Annotated in this window: 14 protein-coding genes and 1 pseudogene; 10 read left to right on the forward strand and 5 right to left on the reverse strand. The window is 70.7% G+C overall.

Annotated elements, in window-relative coordinates; all coding sequences use genetic code 11:
* Positions 1–2: 2 nt before the first annotated feature.
* The 4 genes from IE316_RS11135 to IE316_RS11150 are packed head-to-tail and all read right to left on the reverse strand — an operon-like array spanning position 3 to position 3,941.
* Positions 3–803 carry an ABC transporter permease gene (locus IE316_RS11135; protein WP_190204053.1) on the reverse strand — a complete coding sequence of 267 codons (801 nt, stop codon included), beginning with the start codon at positions 801–803 and terminating at the stop codon, positions 3–5.
* Positions 800–1,609 (reverse strand): ABC transporter permease, encoded by an 810-nt coding sequence (locus IE316_RS11140; protein WP_229910329.1) that lies wholly within the window; start codon positions 1,607–1,609, stop codon positions 800–802. Before IE316_RS11140 ends, IE316_RS11135 begins: the two co-directional genes overlap by 4 nt.
* Positions 1,606–2,646, reverse strand: coding sequence for an ABC transporter ATP-binding protein (locus IE316_RS11145; RefSeq protein ID WP_229910330.1), 1,041 nt, complete (start codon positions 2,644–2,646; stop codon positions 1,606–1,608). Before IE316_RS11145 ends, IE316_RS11140 begins: the two co-directional genes overlap by 4 nt.
* A 2-nt stretch (positions 2,647–2,648) precedes the next feature.
* Positions 2,649–3,941 carry an aspartate aminotransferase family protein gene (locus IE316_RS11150; RefSeq protein WP_190204055.1) on the reverse strand — a complete coding sequence of 431 codons (1,293 nt, stop codon included), beginning with the start codon at positions 3,939–3,941 and terminating at the stop codon, positions 2,649–2,651.
* Positions 3,942–4,200: 259 nt separating this feature from the next.
* Here IE316_RS11150 and IE316_RS11155 point away from each other — a divergent pair, with 259 nt between their 5' ends.
* The gene (locus IE316_RS11155) at positions 4,201–5,268 is read left to right on the forward strand and encodes a glucose-1-phosphate thymidylyltransferase (protein ID WP_190204056.1); all 1,068 of its coding nucleotides are present in this window, start codon (positions 4,201–4,203) and stop codon (positions 5,266–5,268) included.
* The gene (gene rfbB / locus IE316_RS11160) at positions 5,265–6,242 is read left to right on the forward strand and encodes a dTDP-glucose 4,6-dehydratase (protein WP_190204057.1); all 978 of its coding nucleotides are present in this window, start codon (positions 5,265–5,267) and stop codon (positions 6,240–6,242) included. The genes IE316_RS11155 and rfbB overlap by 4 nt, the downstream gene beginning before the upstream one ends.
* Before the next feature lie 65 nt (positions 6,243–6,307).
* Here the strand turns inward: rfbB and IE316_RS11165 are convergent, their stop codons facing one another.
* Positions 6,308–7,342, reverse strand: a complete 1,035-nt coding sequence (locus tag IE316_RS11165; protein WP_190204058.1) for a LacI family DNA-binding transcriptional regulator — start codon at positions 7,340–7,342, stop codon at positions 6,308–6,310.
* A gap of 244 nt (positions 7,343–7,586) precedes the next feature.
* Here IE316_RS11165 and IE316_RS11170 point away from each other — a divergent pair, with 244 nt between their 5' ends.
* From IE316_RS11170 to IE316_RS11205, 8 genes and pseudogenes are all read left to right on the forward strand, one after another.
* Entirely contained in the window at positions 7,587–8,861 is a 1,275-nt protein-coding gene (locus tag IE316_RS11170; RefSeq protein WP_190204059.1) for an extracellular solute-binding protein, read from the forward strand.
* 26 nt (positions 8,862–8,887) lie between these two features.
* Complete coding sequence (locus IE316_RS11175) at positions 8,888–9,910, forward strand: carbohydrate ABC transporter permease (RefSeq protein ID WP_190204060.1); 1,023 nt, start codon at positions 8,888–8,890, stop codon at positions 9,908–9,910.
* Between the two features lie 8 nt (positions 9,911–9,918).
* Positions 9,919–10,791: a sugar ABC transporter permease gene (locus IE316_RS11180; RefSeq protein WP_229910347.1), complete on the forward strand. Its 873-nt coding sequence runs from the start codon at positions 9,919–9,921 to the stop codon at positions 10,789–10,791.
* A 27-nt stretch (positions 10,792–10,818) separates the two neighbouring features.
* Positions 10,819–12,504 (forward strand): glycoside hydrolase family 13 protein, encoded by a 1,686-nt coding sequence (locus IE316_RS11185; protein ID WP_190204061.1) that lies wholly within the window; start codon positions 10,819–10,821, stop codon positions 12,502–12,504.
* On the forward strand, positions 12,492–13,550 hold the full coding sequence (locus IE316_RS11190; RefSeq protein ID WP_190204062.1) for a LacI family DNA-binding transcriptional regulator: 1,059 nt from the start codon (positions 12,492–12,494) through the stop codon (positions 13,548–13,550). Before IE316_RS11185 ends, IE316_RS11190 begins: the two co-directional genes overlap by 13 nt.
* Positions 13,551–13,962: 412 nt before the next feature.
* Positions 13,963–15,669: a carbohydrate-binding module family 20 domain-containing protein gene (locus IE316_RS11195; RefSeq protein ID WP_190204063.1), complete on the forward strand. Its 1,707-nt coding sequence runs from the start codon at positions 13,963–13,965 to the stop codon at positions 15,667–15,669.
* Positions 15,670–15,819: 150 nt separating this feature from the next.
* Positions 15,820–18,960 carry an alpha-amylase family glycosyl hydrolase gene (locus IE316_RS11200; protein WP_190204064.1) on the forward strand — a complete coding sequence of 1,047 codons (3,141 nt, stop codon included), beginning with the start codon at positions 15,820–15,822 and terminating at the stop codon, positions 18,958–18,960.
* A 101-nt stretch (positions 18,961–19,061) separates the two neighbouring features.
* Positions 19,062–22,133: pseudogene (locus IE316_RS11205) on the forward strand (alpha-amylase family glycosyl hydrolase); the annotation flags it as partial.
* Positions 22,134–22,151 lie beyond the last annotated feature (18 nt).

A 22,151-nucleotide genomic window follows, 5' to 3' on the forward strand; every position in this document is an offset into this window, starting at 1 on the left:
GCTCAACTCCCGGTCATTTCGTAGCGGTTGACGCCGCGGCGCCAGACGGTCAGCGCGAGGGCCAGGGCGCCGGCGGTCACCACGGGCAGCCAGCCGAGCAGGCCGGTCCCGCCGCTCAGCAGGTAGACGCAGGGCACGTAAGCGGTGAAGGCGAAGGGCAGGACCCAGGTGAGCAGGGCCTTCAGCGAGGGGTGGTAGATGTCCAGGGGGTAGGCGGAGAACTCCGACACCTGGTTGGCCGCGTACATCGCGGGCATGCTCGTCACCGTCCAGAAGGACAGGGAGGCGAAGAGCAGCTTCACCGAGGTGTGCAGCAGCGCCCCGCACAGCACCAGCACGGGCGCCAGCACCCACTGCACGGGGCTCGGCGACAGGCCCAGCTCGCTCCCCGCGTATCCCACCAGGACCGCGCCGACGACGAGTTCGCCGAGCCCGTCGGGGTGGAAGAAGCGCTCCGACAGCAGGGAGAACAGCGGGTCGACCGGCCGGACGAGGTAGCGGTAGAACTCTCCGCGCTGGACCAGTTTGCGGCCCAGTTCCCACAACTGGTCGGTGAAGAGGTGGTCGAGCCCGCGCGGCAGCAGGGAGAACCCCAGCAGGAACAGCACCTCGTGGTACGACCAGCCGCCCACCGCGGGGACCTGCCGGAAGACGAGGCCGACGACCGCCGTCTGGATGCCGACCCGCACCAGGAAGGCGCCCGCCCCGAGCACGAAGTCCATGCGGTACGCGGCCAGCCGGTGCAGGCCCACCCCGCCCAGGAACCAGGCCAGCCGCAGGTACCGCGTCACGGTGCGCGTCATCCGCCGAGCACCTCCAGTTGTCCCAGGGCGGCGCGCCACAGCGCGGCGCACAGCAGCGACAGCCCGGCCGCCCAGGCCGCCTGCTGGACGAGCACCCCTGCGGCGTCCGCCCAGCCGTCGTAGCGGCCGAGCAGCAGGGTCAGCGGACCGTCGACCATGCCGCGGAAGGGCAGGACCTCCGCGAGCGCGGCCAGCGGGCCCGGCATCAGCGCGAGCGGTACGAGCTGTCCGGCGAAGAAGGCGACGACGCTCTGCTTGACCATCCGCACGCCCCAGGTGTTGGTGGTGAGGAAACCCGTCATGCCGGTCAGCAGATTCACGCAGAACGCCAGCAGCACCGACAGGGCGGTGGAGACGGCGAACAGCAGCAGGTCCGCCGGCCGGGGCGCGGTGAGCGGGACGAGCAGCGCGAACAGGCCGAGGACCGGCAGGCCGACCAGGACGGCGTTGGCCCCCACCACGGGCAGGCAGGCGAAGAACCGCAGCACCGGGTAGCTGACGGGGCGCACCAGCATGACCGCGACGTCACCCCGGTACACCTCGGCCGCGACCTCGTCGTCCACCCGGTTGGTGTGCAGCACCTGCAGGATCTGGGCCACCAGCAGGTAGGTGGTGATGTCCGCCACGGTGAAGCCGCCGGGTCCGCGGCCGGGTGTGCCCGCGTACACGGCGCGCCACAGGAAGACGGTCACCGCCGCGCCGGCGGCCGCGGTCATCGCGGTCATCACGAACATCGAGCGGTACTGCAGCAGGGACTGCAGGCCGCTGGTGGCGAACGGCGTGTAGCGGCGCAGGCGGGCGGTCACGCGGCACCGTCAGGTGTACGGCCGGCCCCGTCGGGTGTGCCGCCGGGAACGCGTGCGCGGCCGTAGATCTTGCGGAGCACGTCCTCCAGGCCGGGTTCGGGGGCGTACCAGTCGGCGAGGTCGAAGTGGTCCAGGAGGAAGGTGAGGACCTGCCGGGAGGTGTAGCGGCCGGCCGGGTAGTCGACGCGGACCCGACCGCCGTCGTCCGGTGTGACGCGCACGCCCGGCAGACCGGCCTCGACTCGGGCGCGGACGGTGCCGGTGGCGGTGCCGTCCCGGTGGTCGAAGACGACCGAGCGGTGGTCGGCGGTGCGCAGCAGGTCCTTCAGGGTCCCCTGGTGGACGACCCGGCCGTGGTCGACGACCAGGGCCCGGTCGCAGATGGCGCCGATGTCGGCGATGTCGTGGCTGGTGAGCACCACGGTGGTGCCCAGCTCCCGGTGGGCGCGGTTGACCAGGTGGCGCACCGCGTCCTTGAGCACCATGTCGAGGCCGATGGTGGGCTCGTCCCAGAACAGGACGGCGGGGTCGTGCAGCAGGCTCGCCGCGATCTCGGCGCGCATGCGCTGGCCGAGGCTCAACTGCCGTACGGGGGTCGAACCCAGCGCGTCGATGTCGAGGAGCTCCCGGAACAGGTCGAGGTTGCGCCGGTAGACCGGCCCGGGGATGTCGTAGACGCGGCGCAGGATGCGGAAGGAGTCCGGCACCGACAGGTCCCACCAGAGCTGGCTGCGCTGGCCGAAGACGACGCCGATGGTGCGGGCGTTGCGCTGCCGGTGCCGGTACGGCTCCAGGCCGGCGACCGTGCAGCGGCCGGAGGTGGGGGTCATGATGCCGGTCAGCATCTTGATCGTGGTCGACTTGCCGGCCCCGTTGGCACCGATGTAGGCCGTCTTGGTGCCGGCCGGTATCTCGAAGGAGACGTCGTCGACCGCGCGGACCACGCGGTGGCGGCGGGTGAGGAGGGTGGAGAGGCTGCCGAGCAGGCCGGGTCTGCGTTCGGCCAGCCGGAACTCCTTGACGAGGTGCTCCGCCACGATCACGTCATCACCCGTTCCAGGGCCTTCTCCAGCAGCCGCAGACCCTCGTCGAGCAGGGCCTCGTCGAGTGTGAACGGCGGGGCCAGGCGCAGCATGTGGCCTCCGAGGGAGGTGCGCAGTCCCACGTCCAGGGCCGTGGTGTAGACGGCCCGGGCCGTCTCCGGCGCGGGGGTGCGGGTGACGGGATCGGTGACGAACTCCAGGCCCCACAGCAGTCCCAGGCCGCGCACCTGGCCCAGCCGGTCGAAGCGGGACTCCAGGACGCGCAGCCGGTCCTCCATGATCTCGCCGAGGACGCGTACGCGGTCGATCAGCCGGTCGCGCTCGACGACCTCCAGCGTGGCGCGGGCGGCGGCGATGCCCAGCGGGTTGCTCGCGTACGTCGAGGCGTACGCCCCCGAGGTGGCCGCTTCCGGCCTGCGCAGCAGCTCCGCGCGGCCGGCCAGAACGGCGAAGGGGAACCCGCTCGCGGTGCCCTTGGACAGCATCGCGAGGTCCGGTTCGACGCCGAAGAGGTCACTGGCGAGGAAGGCCCCGGTGCGGCCGCCGCCGGTGAGCACCTCGTCCGCGACGAGCAGGACGCCGCTCTCCCGGCAGGCGTCCGCGATGCGTTCCCAGTAACCCGGCGGCGGCACGATGACCCCCGCCGCGCCGAGGACGGGTTCGAAGACCAGCGCGGAGACGTTGGGCTTCTCGGCGATGTGCCGGCGCACCAGCGTCGCGCAGCGCACGTCGCACGACGGGTACTCCAGCTCCAGGGGGCAGCGGTAGCAGTAGGGGCTGTAGCCCAGCACGCTGTTGCCGCTGAACGCCTGGTGGCCGATGTCCCAGTGCACGAGCATCCTGGCCCCCATGGTCTTGCCGTGGAAGCCGTGGCGCAGGGCGCCGATCCGGTTGCGTCCCGGCGGCGCGGTCGCCTGGACGACCCGCAGCGCGGCCTCGACCACCTCCGCGCCGGTGGAGAAGAACGCGTAGGTGTCGAGCCGCTCGGGCAGCAGCCTGGCGAGCAGGTCCAGCAGGTCGGCGCGGTCCGCGGTGGCACTGTCGTGGACGTTCCACAGACGGCGGGCCTGGGCGGTGAGCGCCTCGACCACCTCCGGGTGCCCGTGGCCCAGGGACTGGGTGAGGGTGCCGGCGGCGAAGTCGAGGTACTGGTTGCCGTCGAGGTCGGTCAGCACGGGGCCGCGCCCCTCGGCGAACACCCGGCGTCCGTGAACGGCTTCCTCGGAAGCGCCCGGCGCCAGATGCCGGGCCTCCCGTGCCAGGTGCTGGGTCTGCCGTAAACCTGTCATCGCTGTCCTTGCTCGTCGGACCGGCTGTACGCGATCACCGGCGAACTGCGGTGTGACACACCGCGGTTGGCCGTTCGCCTTGAGTCAAACACTTGAACGCGGATGGCTGCAAGGCTTTGCGGATCGTTTCAGAAACTTGTTGCGGGGAGGTGCGGCAGTCTGCTTGAGTCGATGTGCCCACGGCGACACCACGCCTCTCATGCGAGGAGAGACCTGTGAGAAAACGCCCCCTGAGCGGTCCGCCTCCACGGAGGCCGCGGTGAAGGCCCTGGTCCTGGCAGGTGGAACCGGCAGCAGACTGAGGCCGTTCACGCACACCGGCGCCAAGCAGTTGCTCCCCATCGCCAACCGGCCCGTGCTCTTCCACGCGCTGGACTCCCTCGCCGCGGCGGGCATCCGGGAAGTCGGCGTCGTCGTGGGGTCGCACGGCCGCGAGATCCGCGAACTGACCGGTGACGGTACGGAGTTCGGATTACGCATCACCTACGTGCAGCAGTCCCGCCCGCTCGGCCTCGCGCACGCGGTGCGCATCGCCCGCGACTTCCTCGGTGACGACGACTTCCTGCTGTACCTGGGCGACAACTACCTCCCGCAGGGGGTCACCGACTTCGTGCGCCTGGCCGCCGCCGACGCCGCGGCGGCCCGGCTGCTGCTGACCCCGGTGGCGGACCCGTCCGCCTTCGGGGTCGCGGAGGTCGACGCCGAAGGCAACGTGCTGCGCCTGGAGGAGAAGCCCGACACTCCGCGCAGCGCGCTCGCCCTCATCGGCGTGTACGCCTTCAGCCCGGCCGTGCACGAGGCGGTGCGCGCCATCGCCCCCTCGGCACGCGGCGAGCTGGAGATCACCCACGCCCTGCAGTGGATGGTCGACCAAGGGCTGCGGGTGCGCGCCGAGACCACCACCCGGCCCTGGCGCGACACCGGCAGCGCGGAGGACATGCTGGAGGTGAACCGCCACGTCCTGGACGGGCTGGAGGGCCGGATCGAGGGCAAGGTCGACGCGCACAGCACGCTGATCGGCCGGGTCCGGGTGGCCGAGGGCGCGGTGGTGCGCGGGTCACGCGTCGTCGGCCCGGTGGTCATCGGCGCGGGCGCCGTCGTCAGCAACTCCAGCGTCGGCCCGTACACCTCCATCGGGGAGGACTGCCGGGTCGAGGACAGTGCCGTCGAGTACTCCGTCCTGCTGCGCGGCGCGCGGATCGAGGGGGCGTCCCGCATCGAGGCGTCCCTCATCGGCCGCGGCGCCGTCGTGGCCCCGGCCCCCCGTCTTCCGCGAGCTCACCGCCTGGTGATCGGCGACCACAGCAAGGTGTACCTCACCCCATGAACACAGCGATCCTCGTCACCGGCGGAGCGGGTTTCATCGGCTCCGCCTACGTCCGCCACCTCCTGTCGCCCCGGGGGCCCGGGGGCACGGCGGTGACCGTCCTCGACAAGCTCACGTACGCCGGCAGCCTCGCCCACCTCCACGCGGTGCGCGACCACCCCGACCTCACCTTCGTCCAGGGCGACGTGTGCGACGCGTCCCTGGTGGACGCGCTGGTCCGACGGCACGACCAGATCGTGCACTTCGCCGCCGAGTCGCACGTCGACCGCTCCATCGCCGACGGCGGCGCCTTCGTCCGCACCAATGTGCTGGGCACCCAGGTGCTGCTCGACGCCGCGGTCCGCCACGGCGTGCGCACCTTCGTGCACGTCTCCACCGACGAGGTGTACGGCTCCCTGCCCCAAGGGGCCGCCAAGGAGAGCGATCCCCTGCGGCCCACCTCGCCGTACGCGGCGTCGAAGGCGGCCTCGGACCTGATCGCCCTGGCCCATCACCGCACGCACGGACTGGACGTCCGGGTGACCCGTTGCTCGAACAACTTCGGGCCTCACCAGTACCCGGAGAAGCTCATCCCGCGCTTCCTGGCCCGCCTGCTGTCCGGCGGCACCGTTCCGCTCTACGGCGACGGACGGTACGAGCGCGACTGGCTGTACGTCGACGACCACGTCCGGGCCGTCGAACTCGTCCGCGTGTCGGGCCGGCCGGGGGAGGTCTACAACATCGGGGGCGGCACCTCGCTGTCCAACCTTGAGCTCACCCACCGGCTGCTCGCCCTGTGCGGCGCGGGCCCGGAGCGGATCGAACATGTCGAGGACCGCAAGGGGCACGACCGCCGCTACGCGGTCGACCACAGCAAGATCACCGCCGAACTCGGATACCGGCCCCGCACCGACTTCGCGACCGCCCTGGCCGAGACCGCCCGGTGGTACGAGCACCACGCGGACTGGTGGCGTCCGCTGCTCGCGTCCGCGTGACGCCGGACCGGGACCACGGGACCTCGGCCGCCCCGGTGTACCGGGTCCGGGTGGTGGCCGGCGGGTCAGCGCCGGTCCGGCGGGCGCCGGCCGTCCCGCGGAGCGGCGGCGGTGGACCCCCGGACCACCAGTTCCGGCATGAGGACGAACTCGGTGCGCGGCGGCGTTCCGGACATCTCCTCCAGCAGCGCGTCCACGGCGATCTGCCCCATCGCCTTGACGGGCTGTCTGATCGTGGTCAGCGGAGGGTCGGTGAAGGCGATGAGCGGCGAGTCGTCGAAGCCGACGACCGAGAGGTCGCCGGGGACCGCGAGGCCCCTCTGGCGCGCGGCCCGGACAGCGCCGAGGGCCATGATGTCGCTGGCGCACACGACGGCCGTGCACCCCCGGTCGATCAGCGCGGACGCCGCTGCCTGGCCCCCTTCCAGGGAGAACAGCGAGTGCTGGACCAGTTCCCCGGTCTCCTGCTCGGACAGCCCCAGGTGCTCGTGCATACCGACGCGGAAGCCCTCGATCTTGCGCTGCACCGGCACGAAACGCTCCGGCCCGAGCGCGAGCCCGATGCGCCGGTGCCCCAGCTCGGCCAGGTGCGCCACGGCCAGCCGCATGGCGGCCCGGTCGTCGGGGGAGACGAAGGGCGCGTCGATCCGGGGGGAGAACCCGTTGACGAGCACGAAGGGCACCCGCTGCCGGTGCAGCCGGTCGTAGCGTCCGGTGTCCGCGGTGGTGTCGGCGTGCAGCCCGGAGACGAAGACGATGCCGGCCACGCCGCGGCCCACGAGCATCTCGGTGAGTTCGTCCTCGGTCGAACCACCCGGCGTCTGCGTGGCCAGGACGGGTGTGTACCCCCGGCGCGTGAGCGCCTGCCCCATCACTTCGGCCAGCGCGGGGAAGACGGGGTTGTCCAGCTCCGGTGTGATCAGGCCGACCAGCTCCGCGCGCCGCTGCCGGGACGGGTGCTCGTACCCCAGCGTGTCGAGCGCGGCGAGCACGGAGTCGCGGGTGTCCGTGGCCACACCGCGCGCGCCGTTGAGCACGCGGCTGACCGTGGCCTTGCTGACGCCCGCCTGGGCTGCGATGTCGGCGAGCCGCATGGTCATGGCAGGGCACTTTACCCGCTGGTCGCCGCTGTGCCCACTGAGAGGGGGAAGCGGTGCGACCGCGCCGTGCGCCCGTTCGCCGTCCGCATCCTGTCTGAAAAACGTTGCAGTAAATTGCCGCAATGGCTTTCGGTGTCCTTTCGTCCCTGTTACGTTCCTGGCAACCCCGGCGCCGCACAGGAGCGGTTGGCGTGAGGCCCTCGGCGCTTCCGCCCGATTCCGGGACATCACAGGGGAGTTCACAATGCGGCGTGGCATTGCGGCCACCGCGCTGGTCGCGGCTCTGGCCATGACGGCTTCGGCATGTGGCGGGGACGACGACGGCCGGGACGGTGCCGGCGGGAGCAGCGGGGAACTGTCGGGAACCGTCACTTTCTGGGACACCTCCAACGAGGCGGAGAAGGCGACGTACCAGGCCCTTGCGGAACGTTTCGAGAAGGCGCACCCGAAGGTCGACGTCAAGTACGTCAACGTGCCGTTCGGCGAGGCGAACGCCAAGTTCAAGAACGCGGCGGGCGGCAACTCCGGTGCCCCGGACGTGATGCGCACGGAGGTGGCCTGGGTCGCGGACTTCGCCAGCATCGGCTACCTCGCCCCGCTCGACGGCACGGCCGCCCTCGACGACGCGTCGGACTACCTCCCGCAGGCCGCGGCCAGCACGAAGTACGAGGGGAAGACCTACGCGGTCCCGCAGGTGATCGACACCCTGGCGCTCTTCTACAACAAGGAGCTGCTGAAGAAGGCCGGCGTCCCGGCACCCGCCTCCGTCGCCGAGCTGAGGACGGCCGCCGCCAGGATCAAGGAGAAGACCGGCGCGACCGGCCTCTACCTGCGGGGCGACGACCCGTACTGGTTCCTGCCCTACCTCTACGGCGAGGGCGGCGACCTGGTCGACGAGAAGAACAAGACCGTCACCATCGACGACGGGCCCGGTGTGAAGGCGTACCGGGTCCTCAAGGAGCTGGTGGACAGCGGAGCGGCCATCACGGACGCGTCCGACGGCTGGAACAACATGCAGAACGCCTTCAAGTCGGGCAAGGTCGCCATGATGCTCAACGGTCCGTGGGCCATCGAGGACGTCAAGGCGGGAGCCCGGTTCAAGGATCCCGCCAACCTGGGAGTGGCTCCCGTCCCGGCCGGCAGCGCCGGTCAGGGATCACCTCAGGGCGGGTGGAACCTGTCGGTGTACGCCGGCTCGAAGAACCTCGACGCCTCCTACGCCTTCGTGAAGTACATGAGCTCCGCCGAGGTGCAGCGGGAGACCACCGAGAAGCTGAGCCTGCTCCCCACCCGCACCTCCGTCTACGACGTGCCGGCCGTCGCGGAGAACGAGATGGTGAAGTTCTTCAAGCCGGCGGTCGACAAGGCCGTGGAGCGGCCGTGGATCGCCCAGGGCAACGCCCTCTTCGAGCCCATCCGGCTGCAGATGGCCAACGTGCTGGCCGGCAAGACCAGCCCGGAGAAGGCGGCGTCGAGCACCGGCGACGCCTACCGCAAGCTGCTCAGGGACTACCAGTAGGCCACGGGAAGGCGGACCGACGACCCATGGCTGTCGAGACCGGCCGGACGGTGACGAAGGCCCCGGGCACCCAGGGTGCCCGCGGCCGGACCCACCGCACCGGCCACAAGAACCCCAGGACCCCGGGACGACTGCGCAGGGCCCTGGCCACCCACTGGTACGCCTGGAGCATGGTCGCCCCCGTGGTGGCCGTGATCGGCGTGATCATCGGATACCCCCTCGCGCGCGGCGTCTGGCTGTCCTTCACCGACGCCGACGAGGCCAACGTCGAGCGCACCATCGGCGTCAACCACATCCCGGCCACGTACGAACAGGTCGGACTCGCCAACTACCGGGCGATCCTCGCCGACGGCGTCTTCTGGGACCGGCTCGGCTGGACCGTGGTGTGGACGGTGAGCTGCGTGGCGCTCTCCTTCGCCCTCGGGCTGGCCCTGGCCGTCATGCTCAACCGCACCTTCAAGGGCCGCACCCTGTACCGCACGGCCCTGGTGCTGCCCTGGGCGGTACCGGCGTTCGTCTCCGTGTTCACCTGGCGCCTGCTGTTCAACGAACGCAGCGGCCTGTTCAACGCACTGCTCACCGGCGCCGGGTTCGACCGGATCTCCTGGCTGAACGACCCCACCTGGGCGAAGATCTCCGTCATCGCGGTGAACGTCTGGGTCGGCGTGCCCTTCATGCTCATCGCCCTCCTCGGCGGCCTCCAGTCCATTCCCGGAGACCTCTACGAGGCCGCGGAGATGGACGGGGCGAACCCCTGGCAGCGCTTCCGCCACATCACCCTGCCCGGACTGCGGTCCGTCTCGAGCACGGTCGTCCTGCTCAGCACCATCTGGACCTTCAACATGTTCCCGGTGATCTTCCTGCTGACCCGGGGCGGCCCGGGCGACGCCACCGAGATCCTGGTGACGTACGCCTACCGCCTGTCCTTCGTCGTCAGCCCGCGGGACTACTCCACGTCCGCCGCCTGGGGCGTGCTGATCCTGCTGCTCCTGGCACTCGTCACCGCGGCCTACCGCCGCGCACTGCGCAAGCAGGGAGACACCTGGTGACCGACACGATCACGCGCACCCCCGTACGCACCGGGCGGCCGGCCTCCGGGCGCGGGCGCGGCGAGCGCGGCCCGCTGGCCCTGCTCGGACTGCACCTGGCGCTGCTGACCGCCTCCGTCGTCGCGGTCTTCCCCCCGCTGTGGCTGCTGGCCACCTCCTTCAAACCGAAGACCGACGCGTTCGACACCTCGCTCGTCAAGGACTTCACGTTCGGCAACTACAGCCATGTCGTACGCGACACCGACTTCCTGTCCTGGCTGCAGAACTCGCTGGTCGTCGTGGGACTGACCACGCTGATCGGCGTCTTCGTCTCCGCCACCACCGGCTACGCGGTGAGCCGTTTCCGCTTCCCCGGCATGCGCCCCCTGATGTGGATGCTGCTGCTCACCCAGATGTTCCCGGTCGCGGTGCTCATCGTGCCGCTGTACAACCTGCTCGCCGGCCTAGGGCTGCTCAACCAGCCGATCGGGCTGGTCGTCACCTACCTCACCGTCGCCGTGCCGTTCTGCGCCTGGATGATGAAGGGCTACTTCGACGGCATCCCGGTCGAGATCGACGAAGCCGGCCGGGTCGACGGGCTTTCCCCGTTCGGCACGTTCTGGCGGCTGGTACTGCCCCTGGCCAAGCCGGGACTCGCCGTCACCGCCTTCTACACCTTCATCACCGGCTGGGGCGAAGTGGCCTACGCGTCCGCCTTCATGACCGGCGAGGAGAACCTCACGCTCGCCGGAGGGCTCCAGACGTTCGTCAACCAGTACACGAGCGACTGGGGCGCGCTGACCGCGGCCGCCGTGATCATCGCGGTCCCCGCCGCGCTCGTCTTCGGACTCGTCCAGCGGCATCTCGTCTCCGGTCTGACCGCAGGCGCCACCAAGTCCTGACCGTCCCCCAACGCAGGCAGGAGAACCATGACCCAGTACCTTGCCGAACCCGGCACCCGGACCCGGCCCTCCGGTCCCGGCGAGCGTCCGCACTGGTGGCGGGAGGCCGTGATCTACCAGGTCTATCCCCGCAGCTTCGCCGACAGCGACGGCGACGGGGTGGGCGACCTCCAGGGCATCCGCTCCCGGCTGCCGTACCTGAGGGACCTCGGCGTCGACGCCGTCTGGCTCAGCCCCTTCTACGTCTCGCCCCAGGCCGACGGCGGCTACGACGTCGCCGACTACCGGGCCGTCGACCCCGTGTTCGGGACACTGCTCGACGCGGACGAACTGATCCGCGACGCGCACGCCCTGGGGCTGCGGGTCATCGTCGACGTGGTCCCCAACCACTGCTCGGACCAGCACGACTGGTTCCAGCGCGCCCTGCGCGAGGGCCCCGGCTCCCCGCTGCGCGACCGGTTCCACTTCCGGCCGGGACGCGGGACCGCCGGTGAGGCTCCGCCCAACGACTGGGAGTCCGTCTTCGGCGGCCCCGCCTGGACGCGCACGAAGAACCCGGACGGCACACCGGGGGAGTGGTACCTCCACCTCTTCGCGCCCGAGCAGCCCGACTTCAACTGGGACAACCCGGCCGTGCGGGACGAGTTCCGCTCCGTCCTGCGCTACTGGCTCGACATGGGCGTCGACGGCTTCCGCGTCGACGTCGCCCACGGCCTGGTCAAGGCCGCGGGACTGCCCGACATGGGGCGCACCGGGCAACTGCGCCTGCTGGGCACCCAGCCCCTGCCCTTCTTCGACCAGGACGGCGTGCACGAGATCTACCGGTCCTGGCGCCGGATCCTGGACGAGTACCCGGGAGAGCGCATCGGCGTCGCCGAGGCGTGGACACCGAGCCACGAACGCACGGCCAACTACCTGCGGGCGGACGAGCTGCACCAGGCGTTCAACTTCCACTACCTGGGAGCCGGCTGGGACGCCGGCGCCCTGCGCCGGGCCATCGACGACTGCCTCGACGCCATGCGCCCGGTGGGCGCGCCCAGCACCTGGGTGCTGTCCAACCACGACGTCGTCCGGCACACCACCCGCCTCGCCGTGGACAGCCCCGAGCAGGGGGCGCGCCGGGCCCGCGCGGCGACGCTGCTGATGCTGGCCCTGCCCGGGTCCGCCTACCTCTACCAGGGCGAGGAACTCGGCCTGCCGGAGGTGACCGACCTGCCGGACGAAGTGCGCCAGGACCCCTCGTTCTTCCGGGCCAACGGGCAGGACGGGCTGCGGGACGGCTGCCGGGTACCGATCCCGTGGTCGGGGACCGAGGCGCCGTACGGCTTCGGACCCGTCGCGGGCGGACCGAGCTGGCTGCCGCAGCCGGAGAGCTGGCGGCACCTGTCGGTCGAGGCGCAGTCCGGTGATCCCGGCTCGACGCTGGAGCTCTACCGCAGGGCCCTGGCACTGCGCCGGGAGCACCCGGCCCTCGGGGCCGGCGACGGCGTCGAGTGGCTGGAGGCCCCCGAGGGCGTGCTCGCTTTCCGCCGCACCGCGCGGGGCCCGGGCGACCAGGCCCGGGACGGCGACCTGGTCTGCACCGTCAACCCGACCGGGGCGTCGGTGCGGTGGACCCCGCGGGGGCGGCCGCTGCTCAGCAGTTGCGAGCCGGTGACCGGGGGCGAGGCGGCGGTGCTTCCGGCGGACAGCACCGTCTGGTGGGCGGTGTGACCCTCTCCCTGGCGCGGGGTGCCGAGTACGGCACCCCGCGGCTCACCGACATCGCCGCGCAGGCCGGGGTGAGTGAGGCCACGGCGAGCCGCGTGCTCAACGGGAGACCCGGCGTCGCCCCCGCCACCCGGCGGCGGGTGGTGGCCGCGCTCGACGTACTCGGCTACGAGCGGCCCGTACGGCTGCGCCAGCGCAGCGCCGGCCTGATCGGGCTGGTGGTCCCGGAGCTCACGAACCCGATCTTTCCGGCTTTCGCGCAGGTCATCGAGCAGGTGCTGGCCGGGCACGGATACACGCCCGTGCTGTGCACGCAGATGCCCGGCGGGTCCACCGAGGACGAACTGGTGGAGCAGATGGAGGACCGGGGCGTCACGGGCATCGTCTTCCTGTCCGGGCTGCACGCGGACATGACGGCCGACCCGGTCCGATACCACAAACTCGCCTCCCGCGGCATGCCGTTCGTCCTGGTGAACGGCTACAACGAGCGCATCACGGCGTCCTTCGTGTCGTCCGACGACCGGTCCGCGGTACGGATGGCGGTGCGGCACCTGGCCGACCTGGGGCACACACGGGTCGGACTGGCCGTCGGCCCCACCCGTTTCGTGCCGTCACGGCGGAAGGCCGAGGGCTTCCTGGCGGCCGTGCGCTCCTTCTGCGGGGTGTGGGGGGAAGAGGCCGAAGCGCCCATCGAGCGCACCCTGTTCACGGTGGAGGGGGGCCACGCGGCCGCGGCGGCGCTGCTGGACAAGGGGTGCACCGGCCTGGTCTGCGGCAGCGATCTGATGGCCCTGGGAGCGATCCGCGCGGTGCGCGAACGAGGGCTGTCGGTTCCGCACGACGTCTCGGTGATCGGGTTCGACGACTCGCCGCTGATCCCGTTCACCGACCCACCGCTGACCACCGTGCGCCAGCCGGTGCAGGCGATGGCGACCGCGGCGGTGGGGGCGCTGCTGGAGGAGGTGGGCGGAACCCCCGTGCGGCGGACCGAGTTCGTCTTCCAGCCGGAGCTGGTCGTGCGCGGTTCCACGGCGCGGCGCGGCGGGTGAGCGCACCGGCCTAGGGAGGCTCCGCAGCCGGCCCTGGTCGGGGCTGCGGGGCGGCATGGAGGCTGCGGAGCCCCGGCTGGAGCCCGGTCCGGCGGACCGGGCGCGTGGGCTCCGGCATCTGTCGGAACCTCCGGGCCGCCGGACCGGGCGGTGATTGAACGTAACACCTCTGAAACGCTTGCGAAAGTCTTTGCAGAGCATCAATTCTCCCCCGCGCCAGTGATGTCGAGGTTCCCGGAGGGGGATGCAAGAGTCCCGTCGCGAAGGGTTGACCGATGGTGAGGGGGCTCGTACGGTCTCGATCGCAACAACTTGCTGACGCGTTTCAGCAAGAGCCCCACAGGACCTGCCGGGCAAGGCGCGTTGCTGCGTGAAGGTCCTCTCATCCGCATCAGGTGGATCAGGAGGAACCATGGCCAACAAGACCGTGGCCACTGCACTCGCCCTCGTGGCGGGAGCCGCTGTGGTCGTCACGGCACCCGGAACCGCGCAGGCGGACCCGCCCGGCGACAAGGACGTCACCGCCGTGATGTTCGAGTGGAACTTCGACTCCGTCGCGAAGGCGTGCACCGACGACCTCGGGCCGGCCGGGTACGGGTACGTGCAGGTGTCACCGCCGAACGAGCGGGTCCAGGGCCCGCAGTGGTGGACCGCGTACCAGCCTGTCAGCTACAAGATCGGCACGAGACTGGGCGACCGCACCGCCTTCAAGAACATGATCGACACCTGCCACGCCGCCGGCGTCAAGGTCGTCGTCGACACGGTCATCAACCACATGGCCAACAGCACCGGCACCGGAACCGCGGGTTCTTCCTACAGCAAGTACAACTATCCCGGCCTGTACTCGTCGTCCGACCTGGACGACTGCACGAGGGACATCGACAACTACGGGGACAGTTGGAACGTCCAGCACTGCGAACTGTCCAGCCTGCCCGACCTGGACACCGGCGAGGAGTACGTCCGCAAGACGATCGCCGGGTACCTGAACGACCTGCTGTCCCTCGGCACGGACGGCTTCCGCATCGACGCGGCCAAGCACATCCCACCGGGTGACCTCGCCAACATCAAGGGCCGGCTCAGCAACCCGGACGTCTACTGGAAGCAGGAGACCATCGGGGCGCCCGGCGAGGCCGTGCAGCCCGGCCAGTACACCGGCACCGGTGACGTCCAGGAGTTCTCCTTCGCCAAGGACCTCAAGCGCGTCTTCTCCGGCGAGAAGCTGGCCTACCTGAAGAACTTCGGGGAGGCGTGGGGCTACGTCCCCAGCGGCAAGGCCGCCACCTTCGTGACCAACCACGACACCGAGCGCCACAACACGACGCTGACCTACAAGGACGGGGCCGCCTACACCCTCGCCCACGTCTTCATGCTGGCCTGGCCGTACGGCTCACCGGACGTCCACTCCGGCTACGAGTTCGGCAGCGACGCGGGCGGTCCCAACAACGGGCAGGTCAAAGCCTGTTACACCGACGGGTGGAAGTGCCAGCACGCCTGGCGCGAGATCGCGAGCATGGTCGGCTTCCGCAACACCGCCGGCAGCGCGGGTGTCACCAACTGGTGGGACAACGGCAACAACGCCATCGCCTTCGGCCGCGGTGCCAAGGCGTACGTCGTGATCAACCACGAATCCAGCGCGCTCGACCGCACCTTCCAGACGTCACTGCCCGCCGGCACCTACTGCGATGTGCAGAGCGGCAAGACCGTCACCGTGAACGGCTCCGGGCAGTTCACCGCGACCCTCGGCGGCAACACGGCGCTCGCCCTGCACACGGGGGCGACCGACTGCTCCGGCACCGACCCCGGCCCGACCCCGGACCCCGAGACCGGCACCGGCGCCTCGTTCAGCGTCGACGCCACCACCACCTGGGGCCAGAACATCTACGTCACCGGCGACAACGCCGCGCTCGGCAACTGGAACCCCGCCGCCGCCCTCAAGCTCGACCCGGCGGCCTACCCCGTGTGGAAGCTCGACGTCGATCTCCCGGCCGGCACCCCCTTCGCGTACAAGTACCTGCGCAAGGACGCCTCCGGCAGCGTGACCTGGGAGAGCGGCGGCAATCGCACCGCCACCGTCCCGTCCAGCGGCAAGATGCTCCTGAGCGACTCCTGGCGCAACTGACCCAGCCCAGCGCTCCATCTCGCCGACCGAAGGACCGCCCGGTCCGCCTCCCCAGAGGCGTACCGGGCGGCGCGCCTTGTCCGCGCCGGCTCCCGCCGCCGCGCACCGGGCGGCCCGCCCCGTTCGAACGGTGAGGAGAAGAAAGGCCCCATGACCGGTTTACTGTCCCGGCGCCGAACCGCCCGATGGCCGGCCGTCGCACTGATCCTGTCCGTGCTGCCGGCCCTCCCGCCCACCACCCCGACCGCGGACGCCGTGACCCCGCGGCCGCCGTCCGATCACGCGCTCGCCCGCACACCGGCGCGCCCCGCCCCGTCGCGCGAGCAGTTCTACCTGGTGCTGCCCGACCGCTTCGCCAACGGGACCACCTCCAACGACGAGGGAGGCATGACCGGCGGCCGCTCGAAGACCGGCTACGACCCGACCGACAAGAACTTCTACCAGGGAGGTGACCTGAGGGGCCTGATCGAGAAGCTCGACTACATCAAGGACCTGGGCACCACCGCGATCTGGATGGCGCCGGTCTTCAAGAACCGGCCCGTGCAGACCATGAGCGGCACCGAGATGGCCAGCTACCACGGCTACTCCATCACCGACTTCACCCGGGTCGACCCGCACTTCGGCACCAACGCCGAACTGGCGGAACTCGTCGACAAGGCCCACGCCAAGGGCATGAAGGTCTTCTTCGACGTCATCACCAACCACACAGCCGACACCGTCGACTACGCGGAGAAGACGTACGGCTACCGCTCCAAGGGAGCGTTCCCCTATCTGGACGCCGAGGGCCGCCCCTTCGACGACGGCTCCGGCATGCGCGAGATCGACGAGGACGGCTTCCCGTACACACCGCGCCCCGGCACCGGAGAACACGACACCAAGGTGCCGGCGTGGCTGAACGACCCCACGATGTACCACAACCGGGGCGACTCCACCTTCGCCGGTGAGAGCGCCCTGTACGGCGACTTCAAGGGCAACGACGATCTGTGGACCGAACGGCCCGAGGTGGTCGAGGGAATGCGGCGGATCTACGAGAGGTGGGTCAAGGACTTCGGCATCGACGGCTTTCGCGTCGACACGGCGAAGAACGTCAACATGGCCTTCTGGACGCAGTGGGCCACGGCACTGGACGCCTACGCGGCCCGGCAGGGGAAGCGGGACTTCTTCATCTTCGCGGAGGCGTTCTCGGCCGACCCCGTCGTCATGGCGCCCTACCTGACCGAGGGCCGGCTCGACGCCACGCTTGACTTCCCGCTGCAGGCCGCGCTCCGCAACTACGCGTCACGCGGCGGTCCCACGCGCGACCTCGCGCACGTCCTGGCCCAGGACTACCGCTACACCACGGACAAGGCCGACGCCTACGGCGAGGTGACCTTCCTCGGCAGTCACGACATGGGCCGCATCGGCGGCTTCATCAGCCAGGACAACCCGGGGGCGGACGATGCCGAGCTGCGACGCCGGGACCGGTTCGCGCACGAGCTGATGTTCCTGTCACGGGGCAACCCGGTGATCTACGCGGGCGACGAGCAGGGCTTCACCGGATCGGCGGACGATGTGTACGCCCGGCAGACGATGTTCGCGTCGCAGGTCCCGGAGTATCTGGACGACGACCAGATCGGTACGGAGCGTACGCATGCCTCGGATGCGTATGACCCGACCCATCCGCTGTACCGGTCGATCGCGGAGCTGTCGGAGCTGACGAGGCGGCATCCGGCGTTGCGGGACGGTGTGCAGCAGGAGCGGTACGCCGATGACGGCCCGGGGGTGTACGCGTTCTCGCGTACGGATGCCGGGCAGCGGGTGGAGTACGTCGTGGCGGTGAACAATGCGTCGACGGCCCGGACGGTGGAGGTGCCGACGTACTCGGCGCGGATGGACTTCCGTGGGGTGTACGGGTCGTCGGCGCGGGTGCGCAGTGGTGCGGACCGGAAGGTGCGGGTGGAGGTGCCGCCGTTGTCGGCGGTGGTGTTGAAGGCGGCCGGTCCGGTGGCCCGTGCGGCCGGCGGGCCGTCGGTGTCGGTGTCGGCTCCGGCGGCCGGTGCGAGCGGTGACGTGGAGGTGTCCGCCGAGGTGGGCGGTGGCGGGCTGAACCGGGTGGTGTTCGCCGCGCAGGTCGGCAACGGTCCCTGGCGGACGTTGGGTTCCGCCGACCACGCCCCGTACAAGGTGACCCAGCACCTGCCGCAGACGGTAGGTGCCGGGACAGCGCTGCGCTACAAGGCCGTCGTCGTCGACAGTGCGGGACGCACCGCGAGCGACACCGCCGCCACCACCGCCGGACAACCCCCCGCCCCCGAGAAACCGACCGCGAAGCGACACCATGCGGTCGTCCACCACCGCCGGACGGACGGTGACTACGACGGCCTGCTGCTGCGGACCGCCGACGGTACGACGGCCCGGTTCACCGGCCGCGACGCCTACGGGGCCTTCGCGTGGATCACCCCCGGCTCCGGTACCGACGCCATCCGGTTCACCATCGAGAAGGACGGAGTCCCCGACGGACCCGAGCGCGTCCTCGACGTCGCCGTGTCCGGCGAGGTGTGGACCGAGCAGAACAGCACGACGGTCCTGAAGGCCAGACCCAAGTCCGCCTACCCGCCCCAGGACGGCACCAAGGCCGTGCTGCACTACCACCGGCCCGACGGCGACTACGAGGGATGGGGCCTGCACACCTGGACGGGGTCCGCCGACCCGCCCGAGTGGAACGACCCCATCCGGCCGGTGCGCGAGGACCCCTTCGGGCTCGTCTTCGAGGTGCCGCTGAACCACGGAGCCGCCTCCCTCAGCTACATCCTGCACAAGGGGCAGGAGAAGGACATCCCCGACGACGAGGCCCTCGACTTCTCCCTCTACGGGCACGAGGTCTGGCGCGTGGCGGGCGACCCCACCTATCTGACGCCCTCTCCCGGCGGCGCCTTCGGCCTCGACCTGCGCGCGGCGGAGGCCACCTGGATCGGTGACGACACCGTCGTATGGGCGGGTGAGGGCAGCGGCGTGGCCAGTCAGCAACTGGTGTACGCCACCGAGGGCAACCTCACGATCGAGAACGGAGCGCTGACCGACGAGGGACAGTGGCTGCGGCTCGTACCGACCGAGCTGACCGAGGCCCAGAGGTCCCGCTACCCCCAGTACGCACAGGCGTCGGCGTTCCGCGTGGACCCCCGGGACCGCGACCGCGTCGGCCAGGCACTCCGCGCCCGGCTGATCGCCACCCAACGCGCCGACGACGGGGCCCTGCTGGGCGCCACCGGCGTACGGATCGAAGACACCCGACCGGAAGGAACCGGCAAGTGATCGGCTCGCTCCCCAACCGAAGAGGCCGGAGAAGACGAGGAGGCGACCCCGGCGGCACGCACCACGGAACCGTGCCGGGACCCACGGCCGCCCCCGCGGCCATGACCGCCGCGGTCGTCGTGGCCGCACTGCTCGCCACGGCGCTGGGCACACCCCAGCGGGCAGCCGCGGCACCCCGGCCGCCCGGTCCGCCGTCCGACGCCCGGCTCGCCGCCGAGCCGGCCCGCCACGACCTGACCCGGGAACAGGCGTACTTCCTGCTGCCCGACCGGTTCGCCAACGGATCCCGTGCCAACGACCGCGGAGGGCTCGACGGCGACCGGACCACGACGGGATTCGACCCGACGGACAAGGGCTTCTACCAGGGAGGTGACCTGAGGGGAATGATCAAGAAGCTCGACTACATCAAGGACCTGGGCACCACCGCCATCTGGATGGCGCCGATCTTCAAGAACAAGCCGGTGCAGGGCGGTGGCGAGTCCGCCGGCTACCACGGCTACTGGATCACCGACTTCACCCAGGTCGACCCGCACTTCGGCACCAACGCCGAACTCGCCGAACTCATCGTCAAGGCCCACGCCAAGGGCATGAAGGTCTTCTTCGACGTCATCACCAACCACACCGCCGACACCGTCACGAACGCCGAGAAGAAGTACGGCTACCGCTCCAAGGGCGCCTATCCCTACCTCGACACCCAAGGACGCCCGTTCGACGACAGCTCCGGTATGGGCAAGGTCGACCGGGACAGCTTCCCCTACACACCCGTGGTGAACGAGGACGAGGCCGACACCAAAGTCCCGGCATGGCTGAACGACCCCACGATGTACCACAACCGGGGCGACTCGACGTTCGCCGGCGAGAGCGGCCTCTACGGCGACCACACCGGTCTCGACGACCTGTGGACCGAACGGCCCGAGGTGGTCGAGGGCCTGGAGAAGATCTACCAGAGGTGGGTCAGGGACTTCGACGTGGACGGCTTCCGCGTGGACACGGTCCGCAACGTCGACATGCCGTTCTGGACGCAGTGGGCGACCGCGATCGACGCCTACGCCGCGAAGAGGGGACGCGAGGACTTCTTCGTCTTCGGCGAGACCCTCTCCTCCGACCCGGCCGTCACGGCGCCCTATGTGACCGAGGGCCGGCTCGACGCCACGCTCGACTTCCCGCTGCAGAACGCCATCCGCGGCTACGCCTCCCAGGACAAGCCCGCGAGCACCCTCTCCGGCGTCCTGGCCCAGGACTACCGCTACACCAGCGACAAGGCCAACGCCTACGAACAGGTCACCTTCCTCGGCAACCACGACATGGGCCGCATCGGCGGCTTCATCAGCCAGGACAACCCGGGTGCGGACGATGCCGAGCTGCTGCGCCGGGACCGGTTCGCGCACGAGCTGATGTTCCTGTCACGGGGCAACCCGGTGATCTACGCGGGCGACGAGCAGGGTTTCACCGGGCCGGGCGGGGACAAGGGTGCCCGGCAGACGATGTTCGCGTCGAAGGTCCCGGAGTATCTGGACGACGACCAGATCGGTACGGAGCGTACGCATGCTTCGGACGCGTACGACCCGACCCATCCGTTGTACCGGTCGATCGCGGAGCTGTCGGAGCTGACGAGGCGGCATCCGGCGTTGCGGGACGGTGTGCAGCAGGAGCGGTACGCCGATGACGGCCCGGGGGTGTACGCGTTCTCGCGTACGGATGCCGGGCAGCGGGTGGAGTACGTCGTGGCGGTGAACAATGCGTCGACGGCCCGGACGGTGGAGGTGCCGACGTACTCGGCGCGGATGGACTTCCGTGGGGTGTACGGGTCGTCCGGGCGGGTGCGCAGTGGTGCCGACCGGAAGGTGCGGGTGGAGGTGCCGCCGCTGTCCGCGGTGGTGTTGAAGGCGGCCGGTCCGGTGGCCCGTGCGGCCGGCGGGCCGTCGGTGTCGGTGTCGGCTCCGGCGGCCGGTGCGAGCGGTGACGTGGAGGTCTCCGCCGCGGTGGGCGGTGGCGGGCTGAACCGGGTGGTGTTCGCCGCGCAGGTCGGCAACGGGCCCTGGCGGACGCTGGGTTCCGCCGACCACGCCCCGTACAAGGTGACCCAGCACCTGCCGGAAACGGTGCGTGCCGGGACACCGCTGCGCTATAAGGCCGTCGTCGTCGACAGTGCGGGACGCACCGCGAGCGACACCGCCGCCACCACCGCCGGACGACCCCCCGCCCCCGAGAAACCGACCGCGGTGGACCGTCCCTACGCCGTGGTGCACTACCGGCGGACGGACGGCGACTACGACGGCTGGCAGCTCAGGTCGTCCGCGGGAACCGCGGACTTCACCGGCCGCGACGCCTACGGAGCCTTCGCCTGGGTGAAGCTGGACGACGGTGCCGGCGACGTGACCTACACCGTCGAGAAGGACGGCGACGCGGACGGTCCGCGGCGCACGCTGGAGGTGGCGAAGACAGGTGAGGTCTGGATCGAACAGGGGCAGGACGGACAGGCGGTGACCGCGCCCGAGGGCGCCTATCCGCCGCAGGACGAGAAGAAGGCCGTCCTGCACTACCACCGCGCCGACGGCGACTACGACGGCTGGGGCCTGCACACCTGGACCGGTGCGGCGAATCCGACGGACTGGTCGAAGCCGCTGCGGCCGGTCGGCAGGGACAGCTTCGGTGTGACCTTCGAGATCCCCCTCGCCGACGGCGCCACGTCCCTCAGCTACATCATCCACAAGGGTGACGAGAAAGACATCGCCGGCGATCGGTCCCTGGACTTCGCCACCCACGGCAAGGACGTCTGGCTGATCGGCGGAAGTGCCGACTACCTGCTGCCGACCGTGGGCTCGGCCCCCGACCTCGACCTGGGCGCCTCGAAGGCCCAGTGGATCGACGCGGACACGGTGGTGTGGAACGTCAAGGCCACCGACGCCACCAGCCAGCAGCTCGTGTACGCCCCCGAGGGCGACATCACCGTCGAGGACGGCGCCCTCTCCCACGAGGGGCACTGGCTGCGTCTGGTGCCGACCACCCTCAGCGATGCCCAGAAGGCGAAGTTCCGGCACCTGAAGGACGGCACCGCCTGGTCCGTCGACCCCCGTGACCGGGACCGGGTACGGGAGGCGCTGCGCGGCCAGCTCATCGCCACGCAGCGGGCCGCCAACGGCGCGCTGCTCGCGGCGACGGGTGTCGTCACGGTGTGAGCCCCGGCGGTC

The sequence above is a fragment of the Streptomyces fumanus genome (genome assembly GCF_014655295.1).
Classification (GTDB): Bacteria; Actinomycetota; Actinomycetes; order Streptomycetales; family Streptomycetaceae; genus Streptomyces; species Streptomyces fumanus.

What these genes read in the sequence shown, in the direction of transcription:
- IE316_RS11170 (WP_190204059.1), top strand. Translation starts at nt 7,587, where the DNA reads ATGCGGCGTGGCATTGCGGCCACCGCGCTGGTCGCGGCTCTGGCCATG.
- rfbB (WP_190204057.1), top strand. Translation starts at nt 5,265, where the DNA reads ATGAACACAGCGATCCTCGTCACCGGCGGAGCGGGTTTCATCGGCTCC.
- IE316_RS11195 (WP_190204063.1), top strand. Translation starts at nt 13,963, where the DNA reads ATGGCCAACAAGACCGTGGCCACTGCACTCGCCCTCGTGGCGGGAGCC.
- IE316_RS11165 (WP_190204058.1), bottom strand. Translation starts at nt 7,342, where the DNA reads ATGACCATGCGGCTCGCCGACATCGCAGCCCAGGCGGGCGTCAGCAAG.
- IE316_RS11150 (WP_190204055.1), bottom strand. Translation starts at nt 3,941, where the DNA reads ATGACAGGTTTACGGCAGACCCAGCACCTGGCACGGGAGGCCCGGCAT.
- IE316_RS11135 (WP_190204053.1), bottom strand. Translation starts at nt 803, where the DNA reads ATGACGCGCACCGTGACGCGGTACCTGCGGCTGGCCTGGTTCCTGGGC.
- IE316_RS11185 (WP_190204061.1), top strand. Translation starts at nt 10,819, where the DNA reads ATGACCCAGTACCTTGCCGAACCCGGCACCCGGACCCGGCCCTCCGGT.
- IE316_RS11175 (WP_190204060.1), top strand. Translation starts at nt 8,888, where the DNA reads ATGGCTGTCGAGACCGGCCGGACGGTGACGAAGGCCCCGGGCACCCAG.
- IE316_RS11200 (WP_190204064.1), top strand. Translation starts at nt 15,820, where the DNA reads ATGACCGGTTTACTGTCCCGGCGCCGAACCGCCCGATGGCCGGCCGTC.